Source organism: Flavobacterium sp. CSZ (assembly GCF_015350725.1).
Taxonomy (GTDB): Bacteria; Bacteroidota; Bacteroidia; order Flavobacteriales; family Flavobacteriaceae; genus Flavobacterium.
Genome location: NZ_JADKPQ010000005.1, coordinates 112357 through 125670 on the forward strand (window position 1 = coordinate 112357; position 13314 = coordinate 125670).

10 protein-coding genes and 1 riboswitch are annotated in these 13314 nt (G+C 35.1%); all 10 genes read left to right on the forward strand.

Features of this window, described 5'->3' with window-relative positions:
- Positions 1–140 precede the first annotated feature (140 nt).
- On the forward strand, positions 141–722 hold the full coding sequence (locus IRZ78_RS07565; RefSeq protein WP_194615948.1) for a bifunctional precorrin-2 dehydrogenase/sirohydrochlorin ferrochelatase: 582 nt from the start codon (positions 141–143) through the stop codon (positions 720–722).
- A gap of 193 nt (positions 723–915) precedes the next feature.
- Complete coding sequence (locus IRZ78_RS07570; RefSeq protein ID WP_055097101.1) at positions 916–1968, forward strand: NAD(P)/FAD-dependent oxidoreductase; 1053 nt, start codon at positions 916–918, stop codon at positions 1966–1968.
- Positions 1969–2137: 169 nt separating this feature from the next.
- Positions 2138–2950, forward strand: coding sequence for a hypothetical protein (locus IRZ78_RS07575; protein WP_194615949.1), 813 nt, complete (start codon positions 2138–2140; stop codon positions 2948–2950).
- A gap of 324 nt (positions 2951–3274) precedes the next feature.
- Positions 3275–3388, forward strand: a riboswitch (SAM riboswitch).
- 384 nt (positions 3389–3772) lie between these two features.
- On the forward strand, positions 3773–4777 hold the full coding sequence (locus IRZ78_RS07580) for a homocysteine S-methyltransferase family protein (protein ID WP_194615950.1): 1005 nt from the start codon (positions 3773–3775) through the stop codon (positions 4775–4777).
- Between the two features lie 19 nt (positions 4778–4796).
- A complete protein-coding gene (locus IRZ78_RS07585; protein WP_194615951.1) occupies positions 4797–5309 on the forward strand; it encodes a hypothetical protein in 513 nt (170 codons plus the stop codon).
- A 242-nt stretch (positions 5310–5551) separates the two neighbouring features.
- Entirely contained in the window at positions 5552–8227 is a 2676-nt protein-coding gene (metH, locus tag IRZ78_RS07590) for a methionine synthase (RefSeq protein ID WP_194615952.1), read from the forward strand.
- A 152-nt stretch (positions 8228–8379) separates the two neighbouring features.
- On the forward strand, positions 8380–9336 hold the full coding sequence (gene metF, locus IRZ78_RS07595; RefSeq protein ID WP_194615953.1) for a methylenetetrahydrofolate reductase [NAD(P)H]: 957 nt from the start codon (positions 8380–8382) through the stop codon (positions 9334–9336).
- A 129-nt stretch (positions 9337–9465) separates the two neighbouring features.
- Positions 9466–10119, forward strand: a complete 654-nt coding sequence (locus IRZ78_RS07600) for a class I SAM-dependent methyltransferase (protein WP_194615954.1) — start codon at positions 9466–9468, stop codon at positions 10117–10119.
- Positions 10120–10300: 181 nt separating this feature from the next.
- Positions 10301–11524, forward strand: a complete 1224-nt coding sequence (locus IRZ78_RS07605; RefSeq protein ID WP_194615955.1) for a dicarboxylate/amino acid:cation symporter — start codon at positions 10301–10303, stop codon at positions 11522–11524.
- Positions 11525–11654: 130 nt separating this feature from the next.
- The gene (locus IRZ78_RS07610) at positions 11655–13064 is read left to right on the forward strand and encodes a pyridoxal-dependent decarboxylase (protein ID WP_194615956.1); all 1410 of its coding nucleotides are present in this window, start codon (positions 11655–11657) and stop codon (positions 13062–13064) included.
- Positions 13065–13314: the final 250 nt, after the last annotated feature.

Consider the following 13314-nt stretch of genomic DNA (forward strand, 5'->3'; position numbering starts at 1 on the left):
TCCGAAGGAACGATCCATATTATAGCGTCGGGTTTTAAACTGATGGAGGTATGGAATTAAATTTATTAGGTTAAAAAAGGCTGAACTTAATTTGATAAAATAAAAATCATCTAATTTTGATTGGATGAAAATAAAATAAAATGGAACAGAATGAATTATATCCAATATTCTTAAAACTTCACAATCTGAATGTTTTAATTGTTGGAGGAGGAAATGTTGGGTTAGAAAAGCTTTCTTTTTTACTAAAGTCGAGTCCCAATGCAAATGTTGAGGTTGTAGCGCCAAATTTCCATTTAGAAATAAAGGTTTTAGCTGATAAACATCCTTCGATTACATTAACAAAATCAAAGTTTAAGAAAAAAATGCTCAAAAAGCGTCACATGGTAATCGCTTGTACCGATGATTTAAAAGTCAATAAAAAGGTATACGATTTATCCCGAAAGCGTTATTTGATATGCAATATTGCCGATACGCCGGATTTATGTGATTATTATTTGGGCGGAATTGTAACGAAAGGAAATGTAAAAATTGCCATTTCGACCAACGGAAAATCGCCAACAACAGCTAAAAGGCTACGGGAGTTTTTTGAAGAAGTAATTCCTGAGGATATCAATAAAATGGTGGAAAACCTCAATGAATATAGGAAAACTTTAAAAGGGAATTTTGAAGAAAAAGTTAAAAGAATGAATGAGATAACTGATTCATTAAAAAATAAAGAATAGCTAAAGAGTTCCGGAGGAACGTTTCATATTGTAGCGTCGGGTTTTAACCCGATGAAAAAGATGACCGAATTACCGCTCATTAAAAAATAAAGAGTAAAAAATTTCGCAGGGAAATCAATGATAAAAATCATTGTCATTAGAATATATTATTCGTTTCTTTGTATTATTAAGAATGATTATAAACAACAACATAATGATTAAAACAGATATACTTATAATTGGAGCAGGACCAACAGGTTTATTTGCCGTTTTCGAGGCAGGATTATTAAAATTAAAATGTCATATTTTAGATGCTTTACCACAAGCAGGAGGACAGCTTTCAGAATTGTACCCTAAAAAACCTATTTATGATATTCCTGGTTTTCCGGAAGTTTTAGCAGGAGATTTAATTGATAACCTACAAGAGCAAATTAAACAATTTGAGCCAGGTTACACATTAGGAGAAAGAGCTGAAACAATCGACAAACAAGAAGACGGAAGTTTTATTGTAACCTCAAACAAAGGAACTAAATTTCACGCACCGGTTATTGCTATTGCTGGAGGTTTAGGAAGTTTTGAGCCTCGTAAACCACTTATAGAAGATATCGAGTTTTATGAAGATAAAGGAGTAAAATACTTCATCAAAAATCCGGAAAAATTCAGAGACAAAAGAGTTGTAATTGCCGGAGGAGGAGATTCAGCTTTAGACTGGAGTATATTCCTGGCGAATGTAGCTTCTGAGGTAACTTTAATTCACCGTAGAAATGAATTTAGAGGAGCGCTTGATTCGGTGGAAAAAGTACAGGAATTAAAAACAGCCGGAAAAATTAAATTAATTACTCCTGCAGAAGTAATCGGAATCAACGGTGCTGAGCATGTGGAGTCATTAGATATCGAAGAAAACGGAGCACACCGTAAAATCGAAACAGATTTCTTTATTCCACTTTTCGGATTAACGCCAAAATTAGGACCAATTGGAGACTGGGGATTAGAAATCGAAAAAAATGCTATTAAAGTAAACAATGCATTAGATTACCAAACCAATATTCCTGGAATCTTCGCCATTGGAGACATCAATACATATCCTGGAAAATTAAAGTTGATCCTTTGCGGATTCCACGAAGCGACTTTAATGTGTCAGGCAGCATACGGAATTATCAATCCGGGTAAAAAATATGTCCTTAAATATACAACAGTTTCTGGTGTAGACGGTTTCGACGGAACTCGTAAAGAAGCTCCAAAAGCGGTTGTTAAGGCGATTGTTTAAGTTGCTAAGACACTGAGTTGCTAAGTTTCTAAGATTTTTATATAGTAAGCCCAAACCATTTACGGTTTGGGCTTTTTTTGTTATTTATTCGACTTTTATAAATTAAAATGAGGAAGAGTTATTCATATCTTTATTGAGCAAAAAAAAATTAAAAAATCAAACGATATAAATGAAAAACAAGATAATTTTATGGTTGATTTCCTGTAGTTTCTTAGTTAGTTGTAAAGAACCAAAAAAAGAAATTATTACAGTAAAGCCAAAAGAAGTCAGTGCAAATAAATGCTTGCCTCATATTAAGGATAATCCGAAACTTCAGGATGAAATGGTTCTTGTCTTTGCAGACGAAGAGATTGATTCGATAGTATTTTCTAAAAACGAATTAAACAAAATTGAAATACTATTTCCGGTATTCAAAGCAAAATTTCCTTCAAATCCAAATGAATCATATGTAGGTAAAGCATGGGAGAATTATATAAATCAGGACGGAAAAGAGGAGACTATTACATTTGGCAGCGAAGTTGGTCGAGATGATTTTTGTTTAGTGTATGCTTATTATCTCAAACAAAAAAATGGAGAACAGAAATATAAATTAGAAAGAGAGAAACTAATTCAATTGTATCATGCTGTAAATGGGCTTTACCAAGGTTTAAATTATGGTGGAACCTATTTTGCACATCAATTTAAAAGACTATATGCAGATGCAGAATATTCTATCTATCAATTAGCGGTTGGGAAAGAATATTACGATAAGAAGTATGACTTTCAAAAACAGAAAAAATTATACATACAATCTTTAACTCAATATGTTGCAGACGAAGAGAGTCAAAATTCCTATAACCAAGATGATTCTATAGATGGTAAAGGAAAAAATAGTGAAAGAGCAAAAAGACTTCAAGGAGAAATAGATGTTTTACAAAAATTGATTACTAACTATTTCTATTTAAATGAAGTGCAAAAATTTGAAATGAACTATTATAAGTAATCCCAGAGGGATGTTATATTTATAGAAATTAAGATATTTATGAGGAGAAACCCCGTTGGGGTGACATATTGATATTGCGACAATAATGTATCGCTCCGCTAGAGCTTTATTTTGTGGTGAATAATTTTTTCTATAAATATTACGCTCCGCTGGAGCTTTCTACAGAATGATGTTTTTTGCTATAAACATAATCTCCTCTAGAGCTTTTAATACAAGCAAAACATTAAACTTAGTGTCTTAGTACTCTAGAATCTCAGAAACTTAAAAAAAACTTGCAATTGTTCAGGTTATGTCTTTACTTTGCACTGTTCTTAAAATTACTGAAAGTTATCACGAAAGGCGGAGGGAAAGACCCAATGAAACCTTAGCAACCCTTTATCATAAAGAAGGTGCTACATTCTACTTTATACTACTCTTAGTATCAAAGATAGATAACACAAATACATAAAAGTATTTCTCAAAACTCTTCCTGACAACTTACAATATAATTTTACCGAATTCACTTTGGTATCATGAGCGAATCATTGGCGCATTTTTGCTGTCAATCGTTCCTGCTTTCGCCTATATCTCTCTCTGTTTCACTACGAGGATACTGGCTCAAACGAAGTTCACTGAACTGCTATGAAAAATAGAAATTAAGTGAAGTAATCGGGGCTAATTGGCCATGAATAGTGAATTTTTGGAATTAATGTGAATCAAAATTTCGTGATAAACCTGGCGGGTTTTTAAAACCCGTCAGGTTTAATAAACGTTAGAAATTATAATTAAAAAACTTAGCATCTTAGCGCCTTAGCGTCTTAGTAGCTAAAAGACAAATAAGTCATGGCAATAACAATTCAGGAAGCAATAAAAAAAAATATCCTAATCCTTGATGGAGCAATGGGAACTATGCTGCAACGCTATAATTTCTCCGAAGAAGATTTTCGTGGAGAGCGTTTCAAGGATTTTCCGCATCCGTTAAAAGGAAACAACGATTTACTATCCATAACACAACCACAAGCGATCCGCGATGTCCACGCCGCTTACTATGAAGCGGGTGCAGACATCGTAGAAACCAATACTTTTTCAGGAACTACGATTGGTATGGCCGACTATTTCCTGGAAGATTTGGTTTATGAATTAAACTACAAATCGGCTAAACTGGCCCGAGAAGTAGCCGATGAATTTACAGCCAAAAATCCGGACAAACCACGTTTTGTAGCCGGTTCGATTGGGCCAACAAACAGAACCGCAAGTATGTCACCAGACGTAAACGATCCGGGTTACAGAGCCGTAACGTTTGATGATTTACGAATTGCCTACAAACAACAAGTAGAGGCCTTAATGGATGGCGGATGCGATTTACTTTTGGTAGAAACCATCTTTGATACTTTAAATGCCAAAGCAGCACTTTTCGCGATCGAAGAAGTAAAAGACGAGCGTAATATTGATATTCCAATCATGGTTTCAGGAACGATTACCGATGCTTCAGGAAGAACACTTTCGGGACAAACGGTTGAAGCTTTCCTTATTTCAGTATCGCATATTCCGTTATTGAGTGTTGGTTTCAATTGTGCTCTTGGAGCCGATTTGTTGAAACCATATCTTAAAACATTGGCACAACATACTAGTTTTAATGTTTCGGCACATCCAAATGCAGGTTTACCAAATGCGTTTGGACAATACGATGAAACTCCGGAACAAACTCAGGCATTCATTAAAGAATATTTAGACGATAATTTAATCAACATAATTGGTGGTTGTTGCGGAACAACTCCGGATCATATTCGATTAATTGCTGAGGTTGCGAAAGATTATAAACCTAGAGTGGCACCTATATTTTCTTAAAAAAAAACAATCTTTAAGAATGAAGCTATTGAGGATAATATTTGCTGTATTTATAATTTTTGGTTTGTTTGGATTTGGAGATAAAAAAGATTCAGTAGTAGTGAAACAAGAAATACCTACGGATTTTTATTTTACAATTCATGATGGAGGAAATGATGGTTATAATTCTCAATATAAAAGTTTTTATAGGAAATATTTAAATGAGGAAAAGACAATAAAAGTAGATTTAACGAAAGCAGAAATAGAAAAAATATACTCATTTATTGTCAAAATCAAATTTTTCCAAATGCCTATTGCATTCGAGCCAAAAGGAAAGGAAAATATAAAGGGGACAATACCAAGTTTTAATATGAGTGTAGTAGTTTTTGCGAATGGGAAAAAGAAATATGTCAGTTACGATAATGGTGCAACAAATGATGCAAATGACAAAAGAGCAAAACCTTTTTTAGACTTGTGCGATATGATTCGTGAAATTTTATATAAGAAAAAAGAAATTATAGAATTGTCAGAATCTGATTATCGATATGAATAATTAAAATATAAAACCGAGTGTCGCGTGAGGTATAGAAGCGGCTACCCCACAGCCTGACGAAGGAAGTGCGAGCACTAATAGCGGATAGCCCGGTTCGCCGCGGCGAAACACGCCCAAAATAAGACATTGAAAAGTAGAATGAGATTGCTTCGTTCCTCGCAAAGACAAGCAAGACGTTGAATAAAAATATAGAATAAAAACTCAGAACCTAAGCAACTTAGGAACTCAGTAACTTAGAAAAAATGGCAGAAAATAGAAGAGACCTTGTATTAGCAGGATTAGAACCGTTGATTATTACGCCTACGAGTGTTTTTGTAAACATTGGGGAACGTACAAACGTAACAGGTTCAAGAAAATTCCTTCGCCTGATCAAGGAAGAGAAGTATGACGAGGCACTTGATATTGCAAGACAACAAGTAGAAGGAGGAGCTCAAATCATCGATATTAATATGGATGAAGGGATGCTTGATGGTGTTCAGGCAATGACTAAATTTTTGAATTTAATTGCATCAGAACCCGATATTTCGAGAGTGCCGATTATGATCGACAGTTCGAAATGGGAAATCATTGAAGCAGGTCTAAAAGTAGTACAAGGAAAAAGCGTTGTAAACTCGATTTCATTGAAAGAAGGTGAAGAAGCCTTTATTCATCACGCTAAATTAATCAAACGCTACGGAGCTGCGGCTATTATCATGGCTTTTGACGAAGTAGGTCAGGCCGATAATTTTGACCGAAGAGTTGAGATTTGTCAGCGTTCGTATGATATTTTGGTTAACAAAGTTGGTTTTCCACCACAGGATATTATTTTCGATTTAAATATTTTTCCCGTTGCAACCGGAATGGAAGAACATCGCTTGAATGCTTTGGACTTTTTTAGAGGTACAAAATGGGTTCGCGAAAATTTACCACACGCACATATTAGCGGTGGTGTGAGTAACGTTTCGTTTTCATTTAGAGGAAACGATACCGTTCGTGAAGCGATGCACTCGGTGTTTTTATACCACGCGATCAAGAACGGAATGACAATGGGAATCGTAAATCCGGAAATGCTTTCGATTTATGATGATATCCCAAAAGATTTATTAGAACATGTTGAAGATGTAATCTTGAACAGACGTGACGATGCAACTGAACGACTATTGGATTTCGCCGAAAACGTAAAGGGTGAAGTAAAATCAGATGAAAAAGCGATTCAGGAATGGCGTTTAGGAACGGTTCAGGAGCGTATTACGCATTCATTGGTAAAAGGAGTTGACGCTTTTATTGAAGAAGATGTTGAAGAAGCACGTTTGGCAGCAACAAAACCTATTGAAGTTATCGAAATCAATTTGATGACAGGAATGAACGTTGTTGGAGATTTATTTGGAAGCGGAAAAATGTTCCTGCCTCAGGTTGTAAAATCAGCACGTGTAATGAAAAAAGCCGTTGCGTATTTATTGCCATATATTGAAGCAAGTAAACAAGCCGGAGACAAACAAGGAAACGGAAAAATATTGATGGCAACCGTAAAAGGGGATGTTCACGATATTGGTAAAAATATTGTTTCGGTGGTATTGGCTTGTAATAACTATGAGATTGTTGATCTTGGTGTTATGGTGCCTCCGGAAAAAATTATTGCTGCGGCGATTGAGCATAATGTTGACATTATTGGTTTAAGCGGATTGATCACACCTTCGCTTGACGAAATGGTGTATCTGGCCAAAGAATTAGACAAACAAGGAATTAAAATACCTATTATGATTGGTGGCGCAACGACTTCGCGCGCGCATACGGCCGTGAAAATTGCTCCTCAATATAGAGAAACTGTAATTCACGTAAACGATGCTTCGAGAGCTGTTACTGTTGCAGGAAATCTTTTAGATCATAACCGTAAAATATATGCAAGCGATATTCGCGCTGAATATGATGCTTTTAGAGAAACGTTTTTAAATCGTTCAAGAGATAAGAACTTCTTGACAATAGAACAAGCACGTAAAAATAAATTACTATTGGATTGGGATGAATATACGCCAACCAAACCAAAAGTAATTGGAAAACAAATTATCGAAGTAGAACTGGATGTTTTGGTTCCGTATATCGACTGGACACCATTTTTTAGAACTTGGGAATTGTTCGGGAAATATCCGGCGATTTTGACCGATGAGGTTGTGGGAGAACAGGCAACTTCGGTTTTTGCAGATGCTCAGGAAATGCTGAAAGTGATTTTGGCCGAGAAAAAATTATCAGCAAAAGGTATTTACGGCATTTTCCCAGCGAACCAGATCGATGATGACGATATCGAATTACGTGATGAAAACGGAAAAGTGTTGGAGAAATTCTTAACGCTTCGTCAGCAATCACAAAAAACAAAAGGAGCACCAAATATTGCTTTATCTGATTTTATCTTACCAAAAGATTCAGGAATTACAGATTATATAGGAGCATTTTGTGTAACAACAGGTTTTGGTGTAGACGAATGGGCAGCCGAATTTGAAAAAGACCTTGACGATTATAATTCGATTATGGTAAAAGCATTGGCCGATCGTTTTGCTGAAGCTTTCGCCGAATATCTTCACGAAAAAGTACGTCAGGATTTCTGGGGTTATGATGCTGAAGAATCACTTTCGACAGAAGATTTGATCGAAGAAAATTATAAAGGAATTCGTCCTGCGCCAGGATATCCGGCTTGTCCGGATCATTTAGAGAAACCAACAATCTGGAAACTCTTGAATGTAGCCGATGAAATTGGAGTAACCCTGACAGAAAGTATGGCAATGTGGCCGGCATCTTCGGTTTCGGGATATTACTTCGGGAATCCGAAAAGTAAATACTTCGGACTCGGAAAAATAAAAGAAGATCAGGTAGTAGATTACGCCAAACGACGCAATGTACCAACAGATTACGCAATGAAATGGTTAAACCCTAATATAGCAGACTAAATGATTTATGATTTCAGAGTTCAGATTTCAGATTTCAACTCATTATCATAATTTTAAAATAAAGCAGATAATTGATTTACGTTTTTTGATTTCAGATTTTTTACACCAAACTAAAACTCAAAACTCATAATTCATAACTCATAACTCAAAGAATGAAAGTAACAGAACATATAGAAAACGCCAAAGGAAATACATTATTCTCATTTGAAATTATTCCGCCTCAAAAGGGGAAAAGCATTCAGGAATTATATGATAATATCGATCCGTTGATGGAGTTTAAACCACCGTTTATTGATGTAACGACTTCTCGCGAGGAATATATTTATATTGATAAAGGCAACGGACTTTTAGATAAAAAACTAACTCGTATGCGTCCGGGAACGCTTGGAATTTGCGCTTCTATAAAACATAAATACAATGTAGATACTGTTCCGCACGTACTTTGCGGAGGATTTACAAAAGAAGAAACCGAATATCTTTTGGTAGATTGTAACTACTTGGGAATCGACAATGTGATGGCTTTACGTGGTGACGCCATGAAAGACGAGCAATATTTTATGCCAAAAGCCGGAGGAAACGATTATGCAATTGATTTGGTCAAACAAATTAGTTTACTAAATCAGGGTAAGTACCTTCATGAAGTAATGGATGCTGATAACAGAGCCAATTTCTGTATTGGAGTTGCAGGTTATCCGGAGAAACATCTAGAATCTCCATCGTTGCAATCTGACTTAAAAAGACTAAAGGAAAAAGTAGATGCCGGAGCTGATTATGTGGTAACACAAATGTTTTTCGACAATTCAAAATATTTCAAGTTTGTAGAAAAAGCCAGAGAAATGGGTATCACAATTCCTATTATTCCAGGGATTAAACCAATCGCGGTTCAAAGGCATTTACAGGTTTTGCCACAAATTTTCCGTATCGATTTACCGGAAGATTTAATTCATGCCGTAGATCAATGCAAGAACAATGCTGAGATCAGACAGGTAGGTATCGAATGGGCGATTCAGCAATCGTTAGAATTAAAAGCGGCCGGAGTTCCTGTTTTACATTATTATTCTATGGGGAAATCTGAGAATATTCGTCAGATTGCGAGCCATCTTTTTTAATGTCATTGCGAGGAACGAAGCAATCTCATAAAGCATATCTATAGTGCTTTTGTTAGTGCAGTAGCTTCGTTCCTCGCAATGACCAAACAGTTTGGAATTTGGATTTTTTTAATTGGAATTTAAAATTTTATGAAACAAGAAGAATTACAAGCAATAGCTTCTCAGCTTAAACATCCCAGGGGAGAAAAAGGAATCGTAATGGGCAATATGATGAATGAAACCAACATCAACATGACGCGCCATTCGGTTCAGAATCTACATATAGAGCCAAGAAATACAATTCTGGAATTAGGACACGGAAATGCTGGACATGTAGAATTTATCTTCGAACAAGCTGAAAATATTAAATATTACGGACTAGAAATGTCTGAATTAATGTTTCAGGAAGCGCGTCAGATCAACAGAAATTTTGTCTCCCAAAAACAAGCTTTCTTTTCGGTTTATGATGGAAATACAATTCCGCTAGAAGATAATGCATTCAATAAAGTATTTACGGTAAACACCATTTATTTCTGGCAGGAACCTGAAAAGTTGCTGTTGGAGATCTATAGAGTTTTACAGCCAAAAGGAATTTTATGTATCACTTTCGCCGAAGAGAGTTTTATGAAACAACTTCCTTTTACTCAATTTGAGTTTGAGCTGTATAGCACAGAAAAGGCGGAAAAACTAATTAAAAAATCGCCTTTTAAAATCATAAACAAAGAAACGCTGACAGAAAAAGTAAAAAGCAAAAGCGGTGAATTGGTGGATAGGGCTTTTACTACTTTGGTTTTAGAAAAATAATGATTAATTCGAATCAAGGGGTTAAATGTGCCTAACGACACATTTAATGGCATAAATTGAAAAATCATTTGAAATCCTTTTAATCAGTTGCATAAAAAAAATAATTTCAGCACTCTTTTTTTGAGTAATTTAATTGATTTATTTCACGTTTCTATATTCCAATTTATAATACGATTAAGCCATGGAAGTTAAAAAAGTCAATTTTCTAAAAAGTTACAGTAGTGTCTTGTTACTTCTGGGCGGAATCATAATTGGAAGTATTTTTGGATTAATTTTCAAAGAAAAAGTTGCGGTTATAAAACCAGTCGGGGATATATTCTTAAACTTGCTTTTTACAGCGATTATTCCACTTGTTTTCTTTACCATAACTTCCTCTATTGCTAATCTGGAAAAAACAGAAAAGTTAGGAAGACTCTTTATTATTATGATAGCGGTCTTTTTAGGCACGCTTCTTCTTTCGGCTATTGTTATGATAATAGCGGTTTATTTTTTTCCTATTCACGAAAATATTATCATTACCAAAATTCCGGTGGAGAATATACAATCCGGAAACGTTGGAGATCAGATAGCGCAATTACTGACGACCAATGATTTCTACGAATTGTTATCAAGGAAAAGTATGTTGGCGCTCATTATCTTTTCCTTTTTGATAGGATTTGCGACCTTACAATCAGGAGAAAAAGGTAATGCTTTCAAAAGTTTTCTGGATTCAGGAAACGAAGTTATGAAACAGCTTTTGACTATGATTATGAAATTGGCTCCAATAGGTTTAGGAGCTTATTTTGCTTATCAGGTTAGTTATTATGGTCCGCAATTATTTGGAGTTTACGCCAAACCATTAGGCGTTTATTACGTGGCTTGCGTGTTTTACTTTTTTGTCTTTTTTAGTTTATATGCTTTATTGTCAGGTGGTAAAAGAGCTTTTGTTGTTTTCTGGAGCAACAATATCACACCTTCATTAACAGCAATAGGGACTTGCAGCAGTATTGCCACTATTCCGGCAAACCTTGATGCCGCCGAAAAAATGGGTATCCCAAAACATGTTAGGAATTTGGTTATTCCGTTGGGAGCACCTTTGCACAAAGACGGTTCGAGTATGTCATCGATCTTAAAAATCACCTTTCTTTTTGCCATGTTTGGTAAAGATTTTACTTCACCATCAACAATACTTTTAGCATTAGGAATTACAATAATCGTGTCGATTGTCGAAGGCGGAATTCCGAACGGAGGTTATATTGGCGAAATTTTAGCCATTACTGTTTACGGCTTCCCTATGGAGCAAGCTTTGCCGGTTGCCATGATTTTGGGGACCCTCGTTGACCCTATCGCTACTTTACTAAATGCCAACGGCGATGTGATTTCCTCTATGATGGTCTCGCGATTCTCGGAAAAGACCAAATGGTAAAAAGTAATTTTTCAAAATAAAGCAATCGACCGTAAATTAAAATCAGTATCAATCCGTATAATCTGTGCGATCCGTGAGCTATTTTTAGCAACAAGGAATTATACAGCTGAGCAGATAAAAATAATATAGAATGAATTCAGTACTTCAACACGATCTAAATGATATCGAAAACATACTTAATCAAGCCAAACAACAAGGATTAGATTTTCTGTATGATCTCGACAATATTCCAACTTCAAATAAAAACACAATCGATCCAACCCGAAATTTAAATGAAGAGGGTTTAGGATCGTTAGCAGCTTTAAAAGAATTTAAAAAAAGATTAGCGCCCTTGATGGTTGCTTCCCCAGGGCCAAGATATCTGGGTTTCGTAACAGGAGGTTCAACTCCGGCTTCGATTGCAGGGGATTGGCTGGCATCTGTTTATGATCAAAATACGCAAGCAATAAAAGCGCAGGGAGGAGTTTCGGCCTTGATAGAATTTGAAACGATTAATTTGTTGTTGCAATTATTAGACTTGCCAAAATCATTTTTAGGAGGTTTTGTAACAGGCGCAACAATGTCAAATTTTACTTGTTTGGGAGTGGCAAGACAATGGTTTGGAGCGCAATCAGGAAAAGATTTTGCAAAGACCGGAATAACTGAAACCATTCATATTCTGACTGCTACGCCGCATTCTTCATCCATAAAAACATTGGCTATGTTGGGTATTGGAAGCAATAATTACACGACAGTTAAAACCATCGAAGGTAATCGAGAAGCTATTGATATTGCTGATTTAGAAAAGAATATCCAAAATTTAAATGGAAAACCTTTTATCTTAATTTCGAGTGCAGGAACCGTAAATACAGCCGATTTTGATGATTTTACGGAAATTGCAAAACTGAAAGAAAAATACAATTTCTGGTGGCATATTGATGCCGCTTTTGGTGGTTTTGCTGCAGTTTCAGATAAATTTAAACATTTGGTTGAAGGATGGAAAGGTGCAGATAGTATCACCATCGACTGCCATAAATGGCTGAATGTTCCTTATGAAAGCGCTTTTTATTTGATTAAAGAAAAGCATGTAAATCTTCAAACAGAAACTTTTCAGAATTCGAATGCACCTTATTTAGGTAATCCGTTAGAAAATTTTAATTATCTGAATGTATTACCGGAAAATTCACGTCGTTTACGTGCTTTACCGGTTTGGTTTTCATTAGTAGCATACGGAAAAGAAGGTTTTAAGGACATTATAGAAAATAGCACGGCATTGGCACTTCATTTTGCTAATGAACTTATTGAGGATGATAATTTTGAACTTTTGGCTCCTATTCGTCTTAATAATGTTTGCTTTACTTTAAAAGGAGATCATAATCAGGAAAAGGTAAGTCAGTTTTTGACTCTTTTAAATGATAAAGGAAAAGTATTTATGACCCCAACGGTATATCAAAACCGAAAAGGAATCAGAGCTTCTTTTGTAAATTGGAGAACATCCGAAACCGATATAAAAATAATTATAGAAGAGTTAAAGGAAACTATTTTGGACTTGGAAATTTAAAGTCTATCATGATTTTTAAAAGCCCGCTTATATTATAAGCGGGCTTTTTTTATGGTTTTTTTTAAGATTTTACTAAATCATAATTTGAATTTTAACTTTTTAAATATAAAACTTTAAGCAAATCTTAAGTCAGTCTTAATTATTTATTAAGGAATCAGTAGTTTTTTTATTGATTTCTCTATTTGAAAGCTAATCATTGAGTTTATTTAGAATAATTAAAAATAGCTTGCAAATACTGTTTTTTGATGTT

Bases quoted from the DNA above. Each gene is read 5' to 3' on its own strand.
- IRZ78_RS07565 (WP_194615948.1), top strand. From the start codon at position 141: ATGGAACAGAATGAATTATATCCAATATTCTTAAAACTTCACAATCTG.
- IRZ78_RS07570 (WP_055097101.1), top strand. From the start codon at position 916: ATGATTAAAACAGATATACTTATAATTGGAGCAGGACCAACAGGTTTA.
- IRZ78_RS07575 (WP_194615949.1), top strand. From the start codon at position 2,138: ATGAAAAACAAGATAATTTTATGGTTGATTTCCTGTAGTTTCTTAGTT.
- IRZ78_RS07580 (WP_194615950.1), top strand. From the start codon at position 3,773: ATGGCAATAACAATTCAGGAAGCAATAAAAAAAAATATCCTAATCCTT.
- IRZ78_RS07585 (WP_194615951.1), top strand. From the start codon at position 4,797: ATGAAGCTATTGAGGATAATATTTGCTGTATTTATAATTTTTGGTTTG.
- metH (WP_194615952.1), top strand. From the start codon at position 5,552: ATGGCAGAAAATAGAAGAGACCTTGTATTAGCAGGATTAGAACCGTTG.
- metF (WP_194615953.1), top strand. From the start codon at position 8,380: ATGAAAGTAACAGAACATATAGAAAACGCCAAAGGAAATACATTATTC.
- IRZ78_RS07600 (WP_194615954.1), top strand. From the start codon at position 9,466: ATGAAACAAGAAGAATTACAAGCAATAGCTTCTCAGCTTAAACATCCC.
- IRZ78_RS07605 (WP_194615955.1), top strand. From the start codon at position 10,301: ATGGAAGTTAAAAAAGTCAATTTTCTAAAAAGTTACAGTAGTGTCTTG.
- IRZ78_RS07610 (WP_194615956.1), top strand. From the start codon at position 11,655: ATGAATTCAGTACTTCAACACGATCTAAATGATATCGAAAACATACTT.